At 58.3% G+C, this 20,799-nt stretch carries 11 protein-coding genes; 5 read left to right on the top strand and 6 right to left on the bottom strand.

Annotated features, from left to right (window positions below; all coding sequences use genetic code 11):
* Positions 1-136 precede the first annotated feature (136 nt).
* Both V1273_RS10750 and V1273_RS10745 read left to right on the top strand, forming a co-directional pair.
* Complete coding sequence (locus V1273_RS10750) at positions 137-556, top strand: hypothetical protein (protein ID WP_334409563.1); 420 nt, start codon at positions 137-139, stop codon at positions 554-556.
* A gap of 218 nt (positions 557-774) precedes the next feature.
* A complete protein-coding gene (locus V1273_RS10745) occupies positions 775-1,158 on the top strand; it encodes a hypothetical protein (RefSeq protein ID WP_334367664.1) in 384 nt (127 codons plus the stop codon).
* A gap of 618 nt (positions 1,159-1,776) precedes the next feature.
* On the opposite strand, the gene V1273_RS10740 is transcribed toward V1273_RS10745, so the two are convergent.
* Positions 1,777-2,004: a hypothetical protein gene (locus V1273_RS10740; protein ID WP_334367663.1), complete on the bottom strand. Its 228-nt coding sequence runs from the start codon at positions 2,002-2,004 to the stop codon at positions 1,777-1,779.
* Positions 2,005-2,482: 478 nt separating this feature from the next.
* Here V1273_RS10740 and V1273_RS10735 point away from each other — a divergent pair, with 478 nt between their 5' ends.
* Together V1273_RS10735 and V1273_RS10730 are read left to right on the top strand one after the other, a co-directional pair.
* Positions 2,483-3,733 carry a GTP-binding protein gene (locus V1273_RS10735; RefSeq protein ID WP_334409562.1) on the top strand — a complete coding sequence of 417 codons (1,251 nt, stop codon included), beginning with the start codon at positions 2,483-2,485 and terminating at the stop codon, positions 3,731-3,733.
* A gap of 987 nt (positions 3,734-4,720) precedes the next feature.
* On the top strand, positions 4,721-11,014 hold the full coding sequence (locus tag V1273_RS10730) for a DUF4082 domain-containing protein (protein WP_442894077.1): 6,294 nt from the start codon (positions 4,721-4,723) through the stop codon (positions 11,012-11,014).
* Positions 11,015-11,155: 141 nt separating this feature from the next.
* Here V1273_RS10730 and V1273_RS10725 read toward each other — a convergent pair whose 3' ends face one another.
* Both V1273_RS10725 and V1273_RS10720 read right to left on the bottom strand, forming a co-directional pair.
* Positions 11,156-11,743 carry an acyltransferase gene (locus tag V1273_RS10725; protein WP_334409560.1) on the bottom strand — a complete coding sequence of 196 codons (588 nt, stop codon included), beginning with the start codon at positions 11,741-11,743 and terminating at the stop codon, positions 11,156-11,158.
* A gap of 270 nt (positions 11,744-12,013) precedes the next feature.
* Positions 12,014-12,265, bottom strand: coding sequence for a hypothetical protein (locus V1273_RS10720; RefSeq protein ID WP_334409559.1), 252 nt, complete (start codon positions 12,263-12,265; stop codon positions 12,014-12,016).
* Positions 12,266-12,384: 119 nt separating this feature from the next.
* On the opposite strand from V1273_RS10720, the gene V1273_RS10715 reads away from it, so the two are divergent.
* Entirely contained in the window at positions 12,385-13,563 is a 1,179-nt protein-coding gene (locus V1273_RS10715) for a metallophosphoesterase family protein (RefSeq protein WP_334409558.1), read from the top strand.
* Here V1273_RS10715 and V1273_RS10710 read toward each other — a convergent pair.
* The 3 genes from V1273_RS10710 to V1273_RS10700 all read right to left on the bottom strand — a co-directional run bounded on the left by V1273_RS10710 (position 13,517) and on the right by V1273_RS10700 (position 20,239).
* The gene (locus V1273_RS10710; RefSeq protein ID WP_334367657.1) at positions 13,517-14,830 is read right to left on the bottom strand and encodes an HlyD family type I secretion periplasmic adaptor subunit; all 1,314 of its coding nucleotides are present in this window, start codon (positions 14,828-14,830) and stop codon (positions 13,517-13,519) included. The genes V1273_RS10715 and V1273_RS10710 overlap by 47 nt on opposite strands.
* Complete coding sequence (locus V1273_RS10705) at positions 14,815-16,530, bottom strand: type I secretion system permease/ATPase (protein WP_334369213.1); 1,716 nt, start codon at positions 16,528-16,530, stop codon at positions 14,815-14,817. Before V1273_RS10705 ends, V1273_RS10710 begins: the two co-directional genes overlap by 16 nt.
* Positions 16,531-16,846: 316 nt before the next feature.
* Positions 16,847-20,239, bottom strand: a complete 3,393-nt coding sequence (locus V1273_RS10700) for an Ig-like domain-containing protein (protein WP_334409557.1) — start codon at positions 20,237-20,239, stop codon at positions 16,847-16,849.
* Between the last annotated feature and the right edge of the window lie 560 nt (positions 20,240-20,799).

Raw genomic sequence — 20,799 nt, 5'->3', positions numbered from 1 at the left:
CAAAATCAATTGGTTAACCTCCGCTTTTTGCCTCGCTGTGGTAAACTTGAGATGGCGGCCATCGCCTTGGAAATGGCTTTGAAATGAGCGGCTTGCCTCGAACTGACCAGCATTGGCGGCCGAGCGGGGCCATCAGATGAAGGTTTTATTGCTCACCGGCGCCCTGTTTTTCGCCGGCATGGCAGGCTGCGCCTCGGCCCAGGAGCAGTCCCGGACGGTCGAGCGAACGGTCAAAAGCGTGCCGAACAGGGACACCCGGATCGGGGTCTACCTCAACGTGCAACCCGATTGCACATCCGGGCCACTGCCAACGATTCGACTGGTCAGCCCGCCCGCCTCCGGCAAGGTTGTCGTCAAGAACGCGAAGGTTAAGGCTACCAACTACAAGGCCTGCCTTGCGCTGGAAGTGCCGGCTTATGTCGCGTTCTACAAGTCGCCTGCGGATTTCCTCGGTAATGACGTGTTGACGATCGAGGTCAAATATGCCGGCGGCCGTACGGAAATCCAGAAGATTACTGTGAACGTGATGAAGGCGGGCGGGGAGCAAAGAATCTAACCGCCGCGATTTGATTGGTCAGCACCGACCCTGATGGCGGATTCGTCGGGAGATTGTCCGCAACGGGAAATCGCAAGGGCCGGGGTCGATCCAGGTTGACCAGCAGCAACCACCGCCGACGTCATGGTCGTGCCGGTGCGCAACGGATTATCAGTTTGACGGTACGGCTGATTCTTGCTCTGTTGACTGCATTCTCTTTTTTTACTCGGGGGGCAGCCATGCGCGCCGCATTGGGCAAATTCGTTTTGATCACAGCTTCATTGGGATTCACCGCATGGGCAAGCGCGCATCCGGCCGGCGCGGCGGACCTCGGTTTGATAACCGCTGGGCCCGGCTCAATAGGTAATTGCTCCGAAATCGTTTTCACTTGCGAGAATGGCAGGCAGTATCCGCTCTGCCCGATTGCAACGAGCGTCGTCGGTGAAGTCGTTACCGCATCGCTGCACACGGGCCACCGCGGGGGCATTCACGTTCGGTTGGTCCCGATGGGCGTCGGCTACCGATATGCCGGGCGCGGAGTATGGCTGGACGGCTTCCGCGAGAACGCGCTGCTCAACTTCGGAAAGCACAGCCAGGTCGCATGCACGATCCAGCGCTCCTGATCACGCGCTGACTCCACGTAAAATCGCGGCCGAATAGGCCAGCCCTACCCCTTTGTGCGGACTACGACGTGCGAAGCGCGGGGGCGCATATAGGCTTTGGGCTGGACATAGCGCGCACAGTGATCATTCCACTGCTGCAACTGCCAATTCCACTTCAAGCATCCGGATTCCACCGCAGAATCATATCCCCAATCCAGCCGATAAGGCTCATCCCCGAAGGGATAAGGACCGCTGTAAGCGCTGCTGCTTGAAAGGACCACGAGCGAAATGGCTGCGCCAGCAATTGCAAAGAACGATTTTTTCATAAGAACCCCGATCTGGAGCGCACACGCCGAAGAGTGCCAAATGGCTTCAAGCTTATCAAGCTACAAGCAGTGGCTCGACCGCGGTTTGCCGCCGGTCCGACGCAACTCTTGTCCTGCCTGATTGATCTCGCCCCCGCCTATCATCTTCCGGCCAACTGCGCAGGATCTAGATTTCACACGCGGTCAGTAGCGTTGCGGGATCAATCGGTCGTCGGCGCTGCAACTTTCGCTGCGGCTCGACTACAACCGCGATAGCAGAGAGCCAGCTTGCCACCAGCGCACGCATTCATGTCCATGAAAGGGATAGAACCTACTAAGTAGCCGGATCCCGAAAGCGTCGATACTTGGTTGGGACCGGCTCGGCCGGCACTCCGTTTTCTCCCAGAATATCTGCGACCAGTTCATCCTTAACGACCTTCTCCATCACAGCCCGCACAAGTCGCGTACGCGAGATACCGCGCTGCTTTGCAGCCGCCTGGAGATATTCAACTTCCAAGGGGATGACGATATTCTTGATGGTCACGGCATTCTTGATGGTCACGGCCAGGTCCTCGATGCTCCTTTGCTCTACTGGTCTGCTCTGCTGACCAGCAATCTTGGCAAGAGTTGGAGAGGACGGTGGCAACCGTTGCCTTTCTGCTTTGCGTTGCGCTCATATGCATGGAAACATGCATAATCACTTCAACTGAGAAGGACGTTTGCTAGCGATTATTTCCGCCGCTGGCGTGTTCCGACGCATTCGGCAATCAGCGTTCTGCCTCTCCATGCGCACGTATGCGAGGCTGCACCACCTGGCCGCTCGCGATTTGTCAAAAAGCCATTGATGACCCAAATCGACTCGCAGCAGGGTACCAAGCATCTACTTGTTATTTAATTTCCGGGGAGCCGACTAAACTTTACATAATCGGCGGAGCCATATTAAATGAATTCCGACATTTAATCGCGGAGCGAACTGCGAACGCAGTAGAACTGCATGCCTGCGTACTGTTCCGCCCGCAGGTCTTGAGCCGGGAAGACGTATGAAGGACAGACCGAACGAGGCCGATCGGCTGCCAGTAACGGTGCTCAGCGGATTTCTGGGCGCGGGCAAAACAACATTGCTTAATCGCGTACTGACGAATCGCGAAGGCCTGCGCGTTGCGGTCATCGTCAATGACATGAGTCAGTTGAACATAGACGCGAATCTGGTCCGCAACGGTGGTGCCAATCTTTCACACACGACCGAGTCGCTCGTGGAGCTCAGCAATGGTTGCATATGTTGCACGTTACGGGACGACCTCCTGGTGGAGGTCAGGCGATTGGCTGAACAACGGCGCTTTGATTATCTACTGATCGAAGGAACTGGGATTGCTGAACCCCTTCCCATTGCGGCAACGTTCTCGTTTCGCGACGAGGCCGGTGTCTCCCTTTCCGATGTTGCGAGACTCGACACGATGGTCACCGTCGTGGATGCCTTGAGCCTGCTCGCCAACTATAGCAGTCGCGATCTGCTGCGCGACCGTGGCGAGTTGCGCGATACGTACGACCAGCGGACGCTCGTCGATCTTTTGGTTGAGCAGATCGAGTTTGCTGATGTGGTGGTGATCAACAAAGCGTCAGAAGCGACGGAGGCGACGCGTGCGGAAATTCGCAAGGTAATCACCGCGCTCAATCCCCAGGCACGCCAGGTCGAGACTGACTTCGGCAAGATTCCTCTCGAGGCGATTCTGAACACCGGCCTTTTCGATGAAGCGAAGGCTGCGACACATCCGCTCTGGTACAGGGAACTATATAGCCCCGGTTCTCATGTGCCGGAGACAGAGGAGTACGGCATATCCAGTTTCGTTTACAGGGAAAGACGTCCCTTCGATCCCGCCAGACTCTTGTCTTTTCTCAACGAGCCCTGGCCGGGTGTCATACGCGCCAAAGGACATTTCTGGCTTGCTACGCGTCCGGATTGGGTGGGCCTTCTCTCCGTTGCCGGGATACAACGTCGGTGCGAGCCCATGGGCTTTTGGTGGGCGACGGTCCCGAAGCCGAGCTGGCCAAGCCATCCTCAATTTCAAGAACATCTCAACAGCCGGTGGGATGGCAATTGGGGCGACCGTCGCCAGGAACTCGTGTTCATCGGTTCAGGCATGGACGAAGGGTACATCCGAGCCTCGCTCGATGCCTGCCTTGCCCGTTCGGAGTTTGGCTTCGATCCGGAGAGCTGGCGCAATCTGAGCGACCCTTTTCCACCGTGGCATTATCCTGATCACACCAACAATATCGGCGTGTCCCTCCGTTAGCTGGAGCTCAATGCTTGCTGGCGCGCGAGACGCCTGCGGCGAGGATGGCCGGCTTAACTGGCACCTCCACTGCAATGGCGACGGCTGCAATCTCCATTGTCACCGTCTAATCGCCTAGGTCTCAAGGGGGCGCTTGGGATCACACTGCGACCATTTTCGCAGCGAGGCATTCAACTTGGCTCGCAGGACGCAGTCTTGCTCAACCATCATCCCCTTTCCCAGTGAAAGGCCCTCGCTTAGTTGCGGAAGGAAACCGTCGCGAGCAGACCCGACGCAAGAATGACCTCGGCAAAGCGTCTGCGGAGCGTTGTCGGAACCTCCGCGCTGGAGAGGCCAATTGGGGCGAGCTCCACCCCATATTAAATCTCAGGTTGATCACCTCAATAAAAAACAATCAGAATGGTTATAACAGGCCAAACGTCCTTCCCGGACCAATCTGCTGGAAAACCAAAGTTATTTGCCGATTGGGTCGGCTTAGACCGACATTTGATCATCGCCAAAACTTTGCTGCTCGACACGGGATAAAATTTGATATTAAATATCTTTAAAGAATTAATATTTCATTTAAATTCAATGGAAATTAAACGTTGCCGGTGCGGCCATGGTCTTAGCAACTATTGCGGATAGCGACGCGACCATGGCCGAGCGGCAGATCGAACGCTGTGACTTGTCGAACCAGCATGCGTGCTCGCTTGAGGTCACTACCCAGCGCAGCATCGCGGTCCAGCGATCCACGAGTGGGCCGTCCATTGAAGCTGTCGCTCCTGTATCCGCCCAGTCATCACGGCTGCAGCCTCTCATACGTATTCCCCTTTCTCGCGCGAGGATATCATGAGGTCCTTCTACGAAGATTCCGGTTTGGGCCGTATTGCTCTCGGACTGCGGACTTGGCCACGCACTGTCCTGCGAGGAAATGCCCGCGCACCCGATTTGGACACTGATAGCGAGTCGCTTCTCGCCGCGCGGAAATGGTGGGAAGGTCCGGGCATGATCGGCTTAGGTGCCGTCGCGTCGACATTCACTGAAATCGCCGAGGCTCGCTTCGCAGGGTTGACAGCGGAAGTTCGAGTGCCAGCCCCTGCGGCAGCCGAGCCAGCAATGTCAGATCCCGTTGTGCTCCTAGGCAGGGTCCCTTCCGCGCCGTTGGCCCCAACTATCATTGGCTCATCTGCGCCCCCTCCGGCGGCTGCCGCCATTTGTGGTTGCGGCTACTTCCTTGCTCCAACACAGGTGCTCGACCAGATAGCGGCGCACACGGCGCATGTGCGTTTGAGCGGCCAAGTGAATGACAGCCGAGTGTCAGGCGGAGCAGATTTCCTGTTAACCGGCCAAGCCGGGATCATGGGAGCCTCAGTCAGCGCGGAGATGTCTTTACAGAATGTTGCTCCAATCAAAGATTGGGCGTTGGTAGGAGGCCAGGCCGATCCGGGGCCTGGGAGCGGCCAAGGCGGAGTTCTGTCGGGTTCGGTTACGACTGCAACGGCTTCGAGTGCGACCACAACGGCATCGCCCAACGTTGTCGCGGCCGCCGCGGCAGCGTCCACAAACGCGATCGTTCTCGAGAATCAGAAGCAAGGAACCCCACAAAGCGTGTGGGATATCGACGGCGCTGGCAGTTCGAATATCGAAGGCTTTGCTACCGACATCAGCGTCGATAATGGCAACAGAGTTGACTTCAAGATCAATACGAACTCATCGAACTACCGGATCGAGATCTATCGCCTCGGATACTACGGCGGCATGGGCGCTCGATTGGTCACCACGATCCAGCACACGGGCGTACAAAATCAGCCTGCGCCGCTGCGCGACGCGACCACGGGCCTAGTCGATGCCGGCAATTGGTCTGTTTCCGCATCCTGGGACATTCCGGCGGATGCAGTGTCCGGCGTCTACATTGCGAAGCTCGTGCGCCAGGATGGAACCTTCGGCGAAAATCATATCCCATTCATCGTGAGGGATGACAGCAGCACCAGCGACATCATTTTCCAAACGTCGGACACGACGTGGCAGGCCTATAATGGCTGGGGCGGAGCAAATTTCTATGGCGGCAACGGTCCAGCAACGGGTCAAGGCGCAGGACGCGCGTATGCGGTGAGTTACAACCGTCCGATTGCCACCCGTGGCGGAATTGGTCAGGCCGCCGGTCCACAAGATTATTTGTTCGGGGCCGAGTACTCGGCGATCTACTGGCTGGAGCAGAACGGTTACGATGTCTCCTACATGGCAGGCGTCGATACTGACCGTTACGGCAGCTTGCTCCTTAACCACAAAATGTATCTCGACGTTGGCCACGACGAATACTGGTCGGGGCAGCAACGCGACAACGTCCAGGCGGCACGCGATGCCGGCGTGAATTTGTCGTTCTGGAGCGGCAACGAGATGTATTGGCGCACGCGCTGGGGCAACAGCATAAGTAGCGACGGCACAGCCTACCGCACATTGATCTCCTATAAAGAGACCTGGGCAAATTCGTCGATTGATCCGACAAACCAGTGGACCGGAACGTTTCGTGATCCGCGCTTCAGCCCGCCGGCGACCGGCGGAGGTATTCCGGAAAATGCCTTGATCGGACAGTTGTTCCAGGTCGATGATGTCGGCGTCACCCAACCCGACGCCCTGAAGGCAATCACCATTCCCTACGACGACGCCAACCTGCGCTTTTGGCGCAATACCAGCGTCGCCAATCTTCAGCAGGGGCAGACGGCGACGCTGACGAAGAACTATCTCGGCTATGAGTGGGATGAAGCGCCCGACAACGGGTTCGATCCGGCCGGCCTGGTCCGGCTCTCCTCGACAACGCTCCCAGTCAGTACCTATCTACTCGACTACGGCAACACAGTCGGAGCTGGCGTCTCGACACATAATCTAACCCTCTATCGCGCGCCGAGCGGCGCATTGGTCTTCGGCGCCGGAACGGTCTACTGGTCGTGGGGCCTGAGCGACAATCACGACCTGCAACCAACTCCCAGCGACCCGCGCGTCCAACAGGCGATGGTCAACCTTCTGGCCGACATGGGCATCCAGCCGGGAACGCTTCAGTCGGGGCTGGTCCCCACGACCGCCTCAACCGATACCACCGCTCCAACCTCCACCATCAATCCGATAGCAAGCTTTACCGCGCAAAGCGTGGTCACAATTTCCGGTACGGCATCGGACCTTGGTGGTGGCGTGATCGGCGCCGTAGAGGTTTCGACTGACGGTGGAGTAACCTGGTATAATGCAATCGGCGACGAGAATTGGACCTATACATGGTCGCCGCAGGTTGCCGGGACCTACACGATCAAGAGCCGCGCGGTCGACGATTCCATCAATCTGGAAACGCCTTCAGCAGGTCGCACCGTAGTCGTCTCTGCTCCATCTTACATTACGCTTTTCTCGGGCTCGGCAACTCCTGCTATCGTCAACGTCACGGATGCAAGCGCGGTCGAGCTAGGCGTGAAGTTTCAAAGCTCGGTGGCCGGTACTGTAAGCGGGATCCGCTTCTACAAGGGTAGCCAGGATACGGGCACCCACACAGGCGAACTTTGGTCCAGTACAGGTACCTTGCTGGCGACCGCTACCTTTACAAACGAAACCGCATCCGGCTGGCAGAGCGTGACCTTCTCCAATCCGGTCACACTGACGCCGAACACCACTTATGTCGCTTCCTATCACACGAATGTGGGCCATTACTCCGTCAGCCCTGACTATTTCACGAGCAATGTGACAAGCGGTCCACTGACCGCTTTCGCCAATGGCAACGGCGTGTATGTCTACAGCAGCAACCGCGCGTTCCCGACAAATACGTATTCGGGAGAGAATTACTGGGTTGACGTGATGTTCAATCCGTCCACCGTCAATGGCGTACCGGTGGCCGCGAACGACGTCGGGCCAACCATCGCACAGAATTTGGCTGCGACAATCGCAGCATCGTCCCTGATCAGCAACGACAGCGATCCCGATGGCGATGCATTGAGTGTCATCGGGGTGAGCGCACCAACGCACGGCACCGTCGTGCTTAATACCCAGCCCAATCCGCAGAACAATACCATCACATTCACGCCCGATTCCGGCTATACCGGTCCGGCTAGCTTCAGCTACACGATTTCGGACGGACGCGGCGGGACCGCTACAGCGCAGGTTAGCTTCACGGTAGCACCACCCGGAGCGGCTCCGGTAAGCCTGTTCAGCGCGTCAAATATACCGGCACAGACCAGCCTTAATGACGGGCAACAGCTCGAGGTCGGGGTGAAGTTCACCTCCTCCGTGGCCGGTCAGATTACGGCGCTGAAGTTCTATCGCAGCGCCAGCGACACTGGCGCCGACGTCGTTGATCTCTGGACCTCGACAGGCACCCTTCTTGCCAGCGCGACCTTTACCAACACGGCAGCCTCCGGCTGGCAGACGGTGAATCTGTCGTCCGCGGTTTCCATCGCCGCCAATACCACCTACGTTGCCTCCTACCACACGACCGGCGCCTATGTGGCGACCAACAATTACTTCACAACGGCCGTCACGAACGGCCCCTTGACTGCCCCCTCCACCACGACGGTCGCCGGCGGCAACGGGGTGTATTCATATGGCGGCACCAGCACGACCGGCATCTTCCCGACCAATACCTATGGCGCCGCAAATTATTGGGTCGATGTCGTGTTTTCGCCGAGCGGCACCAGCAACATCGCGCCGACGGCGGTGGCCGATAGCGGCGACGCCACCGAAAAAGGCGGCCCCAACAATGGTACCGGCGGCTCCGCCGCCACGGGCAATGTGCTGGCTAACGATACTGATCCGGATGCCGGCGACACCAAGACCGTGTCAGCCGTGAGCTTCGGCGCGACCGCGGGTACGCTCGGCACGGCACTCGCCGGTGCGTATGGCAGTCTCGTGCTCAATGCTTCGGGCGCGTACACCTACACCGTCAATGAGACCGCCTCCGCCGTGCAGGCGTTGCGGCTATCGACCAACACGCTGACCGAGGTCTTCAACTACACCATGCGCGATGCCGCCGGCGCCACTTCGTCGACGACACTTACGGTTACTATTCATGGCGCAAACGACGCCCCGGTGCTTGCGGTCCAGACCAGCGATCAATCCGCGAGCGTCGGCTCGGCCTTCTCCCTGACGCTCCCCGCCGGCACGTTCACCGATGTCGATAGCGGCGACACGTTGACCTACGCCGCGACTGCCCTCGACGGGGCAGCGCTCCCCGCATGGCTGACGTTTAACGGAGCGACACGGTCGTTCAGTGGAACACCCACCTCGACTGGCACGGTCGGTGTGCGGGTTTCAGTTACCGATGCTGGCGGCCTCACCACCAGTGAGACCTTCAATATTGTTGTGATGTCGACGCCGAATACGCCACCGACGGCGGTAGCCGATACCGGCGACGCCACCGAAAGAGGCGGTACCAACAACGCCACCGGCGGCTCGGTCGCCACCGGCAATGTGCTGACCAACGACACCGATGAGAATGCGGGCGACACCAAGACTGTGTCAGCCGTGAGCTTCGGCGCGACCGCGGGTACGCTCGGCACGGCACTCGCCGGTGCGTATGGCAGTCTCGTGCTCAATGCTTCGGGCGTGTACACCTACACCGTCAATGAGACCGCCTCAGCCGTGCAGGCGTTGCGGCTATCGACCAACACGCTGACCGAGGTCTTCAACTACACCATGCGCGATGCCGCCGGCGCCACTTCGTCGACGACACTTACGGTTACTATTCATGGCGCAAATGATGCGCCGGTGCTTGCGGTCCAGACCGGTGATCAGAACACGACCGTCGGCTCGACCTTCTCCCTGACGTTACCTGCCGGCACGTTCGCCGATGTCGATAGCGGCGACACGTTGACCTACGCCGCGACTGCCCTCGACGGGTCAGCACTTCCCGCATGGCTGACGTTTGACGGAGTGACACGGACGTTCAGCGGAACACCCACCTCGACCGGCACGGTCGGTGTGCGGGTTTCAGTTACCGACGCTGGCGGCCTCACCACCAATGAGACCTTCAACATCGTGGTGACGCCGCTCACCGTGAGCCTGTTCTCAAGTTCGGACACGCCGGCGATACTATCGGACCCCGATACGGCGCAGGTTAATCTCGGCGTGCGGTTCACCTCATCCTCGGCAGGCACCATCACGGGGATCAAATACTATAAGGGAGCCAACGATACCGGTACCCATACCGGCTCGTTGTGGAGCAGCACGGGCACTCTGCTCGCAACCGCAACATTCACAAATGAAACGGCGAGCGGCTGGCAGACCGTGACGTTCAGTAACCCGGTAGCAATCGACGCCGGGACTACTTACGTGGCCAGCTATCACAGCAACGGCCATTACGCAGCTACTGGCAACTACTTCACTACCGCGCGCGTGAATGGACCGCTCACGGCGCCTGCCAGCAACAACGGCGTCTACGTCTACGGGACCGGCAATCTGTTCCCCACGAGCACCTATGGTGCAGCCAACTACTGGGTCGACGTGATCTTCAGCCCCGCAAGCAGCGGAACTAACCAGGCACCCGTTGCGTCGAATGATTCCGGCTTCAATGTTACTCAGAACACCCCACTTTCCGTGGCAGCGTCGAGCTTGCTTGCCAACGACACTGATCCGGACGGCGATACCTTGACGATCACGGGCGCAGGTAGCGGTGTCAACGGCACCGCAAGCTTCAACGCCCAAAACAACACGGTAGTGTTCACGCCCAACTCCGGCTATACGGGACCGGCGTCGTTTACATATGCCATCTCGGACGGCCGCGGCGGGACGGCCAACGCAACGGCTTCTTTGACCGTCAACGCGGCATCTGCGAGCATCGTAAGCCTGTTCAGCTCCAATCCGACACCGAGCTTGGTATCAGTCAATGACCCGAACTCAGTCGAGCTCGGGCTCAAATTCCAGGCGTCCAGTACCGGAGACGTCACAGGGCTGCGCTTCTACAAGGGCGCGTCGAACACCGGCACCCATGTCGCGCATCTCTGGACCAGCACCGGTACCCTGCTTGCAACCGCCACCTTTACCAACGAGACGGCGAGCGGCTGGCAGCAGGTGGACTTCGCCACACCGGTGACGATCACGGCCGGGACAACGTATGTTGCGTCCTATCACACGTCAGGAAACTACGCCGCCGATCCCGGCCTGTTTAACTCGGCGGTTACCAACGGACCGCTGACTGCACCATCGTCCGCGACGAGTGGAGGAAACGGCGTGTACGCTTATGGATCAGGCGCCCTTTTCCCAACGAATAGCTACAACTCCACGAGTTATGGCGTCGACGTTCTGTTCCGTCCGCAACTTGTGGCCTGACAGGGAGAAATGGACGCCTCGCTGCGGAACGGCATGTCAGATTGTCAGATCGATGGTTTGCTCGCTTCACGAGGCTTCGGCGACTTGGACTAAGTCCTCGATCGCCCGGCTCCGATTGCTGCCAAACATTGAGGGATTAGTTTACTCGTCGGGCCGTCCGGATTTCGGCCGAGATGCTTCAATGCCGTAAAGTCGTGCAGGAGACCCGAACGCCTTAGCTCCTGGTGGGATATCCCGATTGACCAGTGAGTTTGCGCCGATCACCGCTCTGTCACCTACCGTGACCCCCATCTGAATGATGGCATTTGGACCGATGTAGACCCCGTGACCGATCCTTGTCGGCGCGTAGTCGACCGGCTCCGCTCCAAGCGAGGTAGAGCGATTCACGGTGTTGTGTGTGTAGATCTGAACACCGGCGGAAATGGAGCACCAATCGCCGATCTCAAGACTCCCACCCGATCCATCCAGAATGCAGCCCGGACCGATCCAAGTATTTCGTCCAACGGTGACCTCACTCAGAACGAGCACATTATCATACATTGTCGTGCCCTCTCCGAACCCACAAGCGGCAGCGTTGTCATGGCGTTCGGAAAGTAGGTCCGCGATCGACACTCTTCGATTGAACTGTCGCTTCTTGCGAGCTGCAAGAAGTTGAAAAAAGCGCCGGCAGAGCGCCAACCATTCGTCAGCCTGTTCTTCGGTTATCCGATGATCAAACCTTGAGTCCATTGGGCTTCCGCGCTCTCCGCGTGTTACTGGCTCGGGATTCGGCTGCAGGTCGGACAACGGAACCGGGTTTGCATATGCGTCAATCTGCCCAACTATCATCGCGAATTCAAGGTAGGTCGAAGATGAATAGGGTCTCGACCTAGCTGCCCGTTCTGACATCTCATGGGAATTGCGAAGTTGCCGGTTGTCGCACCCGGCGTCCTATGGAAGCAATCCCGCTTCCTGCATATCTAACGCGCGAGCAGTCTTCCACTCAGGAACGCTTTCTCGTCAATCCCGGACTTCCCAAGGAAATAACTCCACCGCTTCGACGTTAGGGGCCTGCGACAACTTCGCAGCCAAAAACGGCGCGAGCTTCTCGGCGATCCTCTGCCGCTCCAGATGTATTTCGCGACCGATCGCGTCGGAATACAGGCGCAGCATATGGATCGTGTTGCGCGGCACCTTGCATACTATTTGGCCGGAATCTGTTGTTGCAGGCACCAGAAGAGCTTGCCCATCCCAAGTGACCTGGTCGAACAACCAGCGAACCACGTTAAATACCTCAAATTTAATATAAGATATTATATTGCATCCAATCCCCTCGCAAGCTACATTTAAATATATTATATTGGTATTTAAAATAAGAGTTAGTTTATTTTATGCTCGAAGGGCTCCTTGTCATTATTGGCATGGAAGTGGTTCTACTCGTTTCAATCGCAGCGATGACGTTTCATCACAGGCGAATGGATGTGCTTAGTGGACGCTACTTTGCAAACGATCAAAGCGCTCACGTGACGCCTGATTTGGGTATCGAGCAGCTCGAATGCGAGCAAACGGCACGACAGAAGGACGTGCTGACCGCTCCGCTCGACGAGAGGTCAAAACCGCCTCTGCCCCGTAGCTCCGAACCGACACGTGTTCGGAGGTGGGAGTTGTGGCGCTCGTACATTCGCCACCTTAGAGCGGCGTCGGCGGATCGAGCTTGGGGTTCGCGACGCGCGCAATCCATGTCGAAGGCTAACCTCTCGACCGGCACGCTTGGCCAGGGCAACCAAACGCATGCGGCACTCCCCGAAGGTATTCGAATATATGCAGTGGGCGACGTGCACGGCCGCTCCGATCTTCTGCAGAGGCTGTTGGCCGCAATCGATGCCGATTGCGAACAACGTCCGGTCCCCCGCCCAATTACCGTCTTCGTCGGTGACTATATCGACAGGGGACCCGACTCGCGAAGTGTGCTCGATCTGCTGCTACGATGGCAGCAGTCCCACCAAGCAATCTTCCTTCGCGGAAACCATGAAACATTCTTGCCGCGTTTCCTTACCGATCCACGAAGCTTGGACGAATGGCGACAGTACGGCGGTCTCGAAACCCTGCTGTCTTACGGTCTTAAACCGAGCATCAATCCTGATCGAAACGAACAGACCATGCTGGCGACCGAGTTCGCGGAAACTCTTCCGAGAGAGCATCTCGATTTTCTGCAAGCGCTCGAATTGACGTTTAGCTGTGGCGGCTTTCTCTTCGTCCATGCCGGCGTTCGCCCCGGCGTTCCAATCCACGAGCAGACCGAGGATGATCTGCTCTGGATCCGTGACGATTTTCTCAACTGGGAACAGCCGTTCGAACGCTTCGTAGTGCACGGCCATACACCGGTGAACGAGCCCGATCTGCGGCTGAACCGGATCAATATCGACACGGGAGCCTACGCAACAGGACGGCTTACCTGCATCGTCATCGAAAACACTGCCGTTACCCGGTTAGCCAGTGACGAGATTCAGTTGGACGGAACGTTCAGCGTTCCTTCAACGCGTGCTGCGCCTGATCCTGCAAGGGCTTGAGCAGATAGGACAGCGCGGTTCTCGACGGCGTCTTGATAAAGACCTCGACCGGCATGCCTGGCACCACCTTGGCCGATCCGAGCTTTGCCAGTTCCTCGGGCTTGAGCAGAACCCGAGCCGTGTAGTAGCTCGCGCCGGTCCGCTGTTCCTGTGTGAGGTCTGCTGAGACCACGGCGACTTCCCCATCTATCTCGGGGGTTGTCTTCTGATTGAAGGCCGCAAACCGAAGCGTTGCCGATTGACCAACATAGACCTGATCAATTTCTCGGGGAGCAATCTTGACCTCAACTGCGAGGGCGTCGGCATCCGGCACGATGAGCATGATCTGCTCGCCCGGGGCGATCACGCCTCCGACAGTATGGACCGCAAGCTGGTGAACTCGGCCAGACTGGGGTGCTCGAATGTCGATGCGATTGAGCTGGTCTACGGCAGCGATCTTGCGTTCAGCAAGTTCGGACAGCTTTGAGCGGGTTTCAATCAAATCCTTGCCAACCTCGGTTCGCAAATCCTGATCGATTTGAATGATCTGAAGTTCGACCTCGGCAATTTTACCCTTTGCCTGCGCGATCATCCCAGCCAATTGACTACGCTCGCCCTCCAGACGCGCGCTGTCGCGCTCCAGCGCGTTGAGCCGAGCGATCGGCACGAGATTCTTCTGCCAGAGGCCGCGAACTCCTTCCAGTTCTCCAAGGATGAAATTAACTTCCTTCTGCTTGGCCTCGGCTTGTCCTGTATAGCCCTTGATTTCGTCCTGTAGCTGCGCTCGTCGTTCCTTGAGCTGCGACTTCTGCCCGTTCCGGGCCTGGCCGCGAAGGTCAAATAACGCCCGTTCGGCAGCGATGGCGCGCCCGGCTTCGGAACGGCTGTCTTTCATCCTTTCCAGCAGCGCCTTCGGAAATGCGATCTCGTCGACGCTGTCCCGTTCTGCTTCAAGGCGAGCCTGGCGAGCGAGCAGTTCGTCGAGGTTCTTGGTGACGATCGTCGCGCTAGCCAGCGTCTGAGTTTCATCAAGACGAATTAATATGTCACCCGCACTAACCTTGTCTCCGTCCCGCACCCGCAGTTCGCCGACAATGCCGCCGGTGCCGTGCTGAACTTTCTTCACGCTCGAATCGACGACGACGACGCCTTGTCCGATCACGGCGCCTGACAACTGCGAAGTTGCTGCCCAGCCGCCGATTCCAAACGTCACGAAAGTCGTCATGATGATCCCGACGACCATGTATCGCTGAATCGAGTGCAGCGCCGGGGTTACCGCACTGTCCATCTGCCGCCTCCCTGGCTATCCGCCACCACCTTGAGCGGGACGGGTGTCCGTAGCACGGTCCTGAGAACCTCCTCTTTCGGACCAAACGACTGCACTCTTCCATCGCCCACCACCAATACGTGATCGACGGCTTCAAGCGCTTTTGGACGATGGGCAACCACTACGACAATGCCCCCGCGGTTACGCACGTTGACGATTGCCTCGGTTAGCGCTGCCTCCCCCTCTGCATCGAGATTTGAGGTCGGCTCATCAAGCACAACCAGGAAGGGGTTGCCGTAGAAGGCACGCGCAAGCCCGATCCGCTGTCGCTGGCCAGCGGACAAGGACATTCCGCCCTCACCAACCTGGGTACTATAGCCTTCCGGGAATGAAAGGATGAGATCATGCACGCCTGCAATTCGCGCCGCTTCCAGGACGGCGTCCGGGGTGGCTTTTAGATCGAATCGCGCAATATTAACGGCGATGCTGCCCTCGAACAGTTCGATATCCTGCGGCAGATAGCCGATATGTTTACCCAATGCTTCCGAGGACCATTGATCCAGCGCAGCGTTGTCGAGCTTGATCTTGCCACGAAGCCGTGGCCAGACACCAACAAGCGCACGGGCCAACGTCGACTTGCCGGCACCGCTCGGCCCGATGATTCCGACGGCTTCGCCCTTTCGCAGATGGAACGAAACATCATTAAGGATCAGCTTGTCTGAATCCGGCGCCGCGACATAAAGCTGCTCCACCACGAACGTTTCGGTCGGCGCCGGCAGCGCGAGCGGCTCCTTCTCCTTGGGCAGAAGTTCAAGCAGCTGATCCAGCCGTTGTCCGGACTGACGCGCGGCGACGAAACCTTTCCAGTTGGCGATCGCCGTCTCTACCGGGGCAAGTGCCCTCGCCGTCAGGATCGATCCAGCAATGATGATGCCGGCCGTAGATTCCTGATTGATGACAAGGACCGCGCCAACGGCAAGGACTAGCGACTGGAGAAATGAACGAAACACCTTGGACAGCCCACCGAGCCCGCTCGCCACATCGCTCGTTCTCTCGTGTGCGGCAAGGTACTTGGTATTCGTGGCCTGCCAACGCTGCGCAGCCTGCCGCCTCATGCCCATGGCCTGCAGAACTTCGGCGTTTCGTCGCCCCTCCGCAGCAAGCGCACTACGTGAAACCGCCAACTGCGCAGATGCCTTTGCCGGGCCGCGCGTTCGCGTTTCTGTCAATACTGTTATGGAGACCAGCAATAGCCCACCGATCAGGGCGGTCACGCCGATCCAGAAATGAAAAAGGAAGCAGATGCCGAGATAAACGGGCATCCAGGGCAGGTCAAACAGCGCAGTTGGTCCGCCTCCCGAAAGAAAGCTTCGGACCTGATCAAGATCCCGAAGAGGCTGCATGCCGTCACCGTCGCCCCGGGTCTTCAGCGGAAGACGAACCATCGAATCGAAGACTCGCGCCCCCAGCGTTTCGTCGAAGAAGCGGCCAATGCGCGCGCTTATTCGATTTCGGACCAGATCCAGGCCCCCCTGAAAGACGTAGAGCACTGTGGCAAGGAGCAAGAGCGCTACCAATGTCGGTATGCTCCGTCCGGGTAGCACCCGGTCATAGACCTGGAGCATGAAGAATGAGCCCGTGAGCATCAAAAGATTGCTCAGGCCACTGAACATTGCCAGGCCCCAAAAAATCCGCCGGCAAGACCCCAAGAAGGCCTTCATCTCAGATCGCGGTTCATCGTAGTCCCGCGTCGAGCGCCATCGCGGGAATAGGCGCTGTCGAATGGCTTCGACCAAACGCTCTGCCGATCCAATCAGCTCTGAAATGCGCAAGCGCGAGCGCGCACGTTTCGCCAGAATCCCCAAGGCGGCGACAAATACCGCCCAATTCGATACGTCTATCTCGTCTAACTTCTCAGACGGGAGGATTTCCGCCCGCCGTGCGACATCAGTCATGGTACTTGCCCCTTGAACCATGCCCTTATTGAGGTGATATCCCCAAGGCAGATTTATACCAACTCCCTTTTACAAACCTTGCTCAGGCGAAGTGGAAGTCCTGACTACTCAGCGAACTCAGCTTGGTATTCTTCAGTGTGAGTGTATCGCTTCCGCTAGAAATGACGATATCCTGACCAACTTGGCTCGCGTGCGAGAGAACGCTCGCAAAGCTGTCGAACACCGTCTTGCTGAACTGGATCGTGTCCTGCGCGCTTCCACTGGCCGTGAAATCCTTAATGACGTCGCGGCCGAAATTTGCGGCAAACGCGAAAGTGTCGGACTGGCCGCCGCCAACCAGGATATCATTACCTGAGGTGCTCTTCAGCGTATTGCTGCCTGTCGAGCCAAGAATCGCGCTGCCTGAAGTACCAACGACCTGGCCAGCGCTATCGATCTGCTTGGCAGTATAGGTGTGTAACGTGTCGGACACGGCCGACGATGTCTGGAAGGACCAGGTACCATCGGCCGCCGCCGTAACTTTTCCAATTGACGTGTTGCCATCGTACAGCTTGATCTGACTGTTGGCATCGGCGACGCCTTTGATGGTGACGATGTCGCTCCAGTTCTTGTACATGGTGGTCAAGGCGACGGCCGAAATCGGCGCATTCCCACTTGAATTAGTAATCGAACCATCGCCATTGAGGTCTTGCTGGAAGGAGGTCTCGAGCGATTGCAGCGCGGTGTTGGTCCCCGACACGAAGCTGAGAGTATTGGCGATATAATTGCCGCTGCTGTCAGTGCTCCAAGCATTGTACTGACCGGTGCCCGCGTTTTTCCATACTACATTGTAGCCCGTTGCGGTCTGCTCAGCGCCAATCGGCGCCCAGCCTGCCCACATGCCCTCGGTCACCGGCGCGCCTCCAAATTTCAAGACGGGACCAGAACCGGCCTGGTGGAGAAAATAATTGCTCCCGATCTGGGTCAGGCTGGTCGAGCCGGCCGACTCGATCACCACGGCGGGCGCGCCGGTTGTGCCATCGCCGTTGAGGTCCTGTTGGAATGAGGTCTCGAGCGATCTTAGCGTGGTGTTGGCCCCTGACACGAAGCTGAGAGTATTGGCGATATAATTGCCGCTGCTGTCAGTGCTCCAAGCATTGTACTGACCGGTGCCCGCGTTTTTCCATACTACATTGTAGCCCGTTGCGGTCTGCTCAGCGCCAATCGGCGCCCAGCCTGCCCACATGCCCGCGGTCACCGGCGTGCCTCCGAATTTCAAGACGGGACCAGAACCGGCCTGGTAGAGGAAATAATTGCTCCCGATCTGGGTCAGGCTGGTCGAGCCGGCCGACTCGATCACCACGGCGGGCGCGCCGATTGTGCCATCGCCGTTGAGGTCCTGTTGGAAAGAGGTCTCGAGCGATCTTAGCGTGGTGTTGGTCCCTAACACGAAGCTGAGAGTATTGGCGATATAATTGCCGCTGCTGTCAGTGCTCCAAGCATTGTACTGACCGGTGCCCGCGTTTTTCCATACTACATTGTAGCCCGTTGCGGTCTTCTCAGCGCCAATCGGTGCCCAGCCCGCCCACATGCCCTCGGTCACCGGCGTGCCGCCGAATTTCAATGCAGGCCCGGTCCCACCGCTGCTGCTGTTGAGGTAATATTTATTGCCGCTCTCAACGAGACTTGTCACACCAGCCGACTCGATTTGTGTCGTCGGCGCAGGCGACGCCCCACCGATCACGCTGCTGACCGACTGCGAGGCGGCGCTGACATTGCCGGCCGCGTCGGCGGCCTTGGCCGTCAGCGCGTGCGTGCCGGTCGACAAGGCGTTCGTCGTGACGCTCCAGGCTCCGGTCGAGTTTGTTGTCCCGGTTCCGACCACCGTGGTGCCGTCGTAGACCGTGACCGTGCTGTTGGCCTCGGCGGTCCCCGACAGCTTGACCTGATTGGTATTGACGATGGCGTTGCTGCTCAGGGCCGGGGCGGTCGGCGCCAGCGTATCCACCGTCACGGTCACCGCACCGGATGCGGCACTGGTCTGGCCGCTCGAGGTGGTCGCGGTCGCGGTCAGCACATGCTTGGCGTTGGTCAGGACCGAGGTGATGTAGTCCCAGCTCCCGGTCGAACTGGCGGTCGTCGTGCCGATCTGGGTCGAGCCATCGTAAATCTTGACGGTGCTGTTGGCGGCCGCGGTACCCTTGAGCTGGAGGGTATTGTCGCTGGTGATGCCATCGCCGGCCGCTCCGGTGTCGTTCGAGAACGACGCGATGGTCGGCGTAGCCGGGGGTGCCGAGGTGCCGATGCTGGCCGTGACCACGGCAGACGCCGCGCCGGTGTTGCCTGCCGCATCCGTCGCCCTTGCGGTGAGGCTGTGCGAACCGGCCGCAAGGGCACCGGTGGTGTAGTTCCACACGCCACTGCCGTTGGCCGTCGCGGTCCCGATCTGGGCCGTGCCGTCGAACACCTTCACGACGCTGTTCGCTTCCGCCGTGCCGGTCAGGTTCAGGCCGCCGTTGGCGTTGTTGGTGGGCGTCGCCATCGTCGGGGCCGTGGGCGCCACGGTGTCAATTTTCACGGCAAGCACCGATGACGTCGAACTGGTGCCCGACGTGGTGGTGGCCGTGGCCTTGAGGCTATGATTGCCGTTCGACAGCGCAGCGGTCGTGTAGCTCCACGCGCCACTGCTGTTGGTCGTGGTGGTCCCGATCTGGGTCGTACCGTCGAACACCTTCACCGTGCTGTTCGCGGCCGCGCTGCCGCTCAGGGTCAGCGTACTGTCGTTGGTGATGCCATCACCGGATGTGCCGCTGTCGTTCGAGAAGTGGTCGATCGTCGTCAACCCAGCGCCACCACCACCCCCTTCCACCGGGAAAGGCGGCGGGATAAGTTCGCCCGGAACGAGTTCACCATTTACGATCGTTGCGGAGCGGACATTTTCCCACTGAGTAATGTTTATGTCCGCATTGACTTCCTGAAAGAGAATATCGTCGTAACCAAACGGCCCGACAAAATACACGTCCTTGAGCGATACCGAGATATCGTTCGCATCCGCGGCAATACGCAAGCCAAACGGACCACCTTGGAATACCACGTTATCGAAAGTGAGCGTGCCACTCCAACCATCCGCAACGAACATACCTGCAGTTGCAGCGGTGGTGTGGGCGACGATCGTCGTATTCGTGATCGTCACATTCCCGGTGCTGCCGGGGGCATAGATCTGGATAGTATCGGCGTGATCGCTCCCTTGTCCCGTCGACTCGAGATACGAATTGCTGATCGTGACGTCACCGTCACCCCCAATGCGCACACCTTCCCTTGAGCTAATACGCATATGGTCGAGGCTGAACGAGCCAAGGCCGACAACGGACGCCGTGGAGCCAGTGTCGGTAATGCTCTTGTACGAAAGCGTCCCGCCATCTCTAAGCGTGACCGAACTCGAACTCGTAACCCCGCTCAACAACGGGTCGTTCCAGCTCAGAGGGATGGCTACCATCTAGTTTTCTCCTGGTAGGTTCGATCCAGTTCGTCCCCAGGGGCGCGCCCAATTTCAAATTCCCCGCGCGACAGTACCCCAGGTGCGGCTTTATTGGCGCAGCACCAAGGCATTCGTCTTGCTCGGTCCGGGGAGGCTTTTTTGGGACGACATGACGGCCCATCCAAGGTAATTTCTCAGCTACTTGGCCAAAGTCTCACCGCACAGATTTAAAGCGACAGCAATTCCTTATAATTCACTCAGGCATCCGCCCCGTGTGCTTAAAAAGCCACATGATGAAAAAATCGGCTTCTAAGCACCGCTAATCATGGATTTCATCGTAAGGAGCGACAATTTCGGCTCAGTTAATTTGATTGCGAGAAAACGGCAGCAGCCTGGCAGTTGCTGCACAGAGTAAATGTCGGAATAAGGAGTTTGATAGGATCCGATACTTGCCGGAATGGCTTGCGGCTCCTCGGGTTCACGGCTTCCAAAGCACGAGCCTCAATTAAAATGGAGAAAAATACTCTTCCAAATGTATTGCCTCATCAAAATCCATTCTCCCGCCAATTCAAGAAGTG

It is taken from the genome of Bradyrhizobium sp. AZCC 1721, from assembly GCF_036924715.1.
Classification (GTDB): domain Bacteria; phylum Pseudomonadota; class Alphaproteobacteria; order Rhizobiales; family Xanthobacteraceae; genus Bradyrhizobium.
The sequence above is the reverse complement of the archived record's forward strand: the minus strand, read 5'-3'. Positions and strand labels throughout refer to the sequence as shown.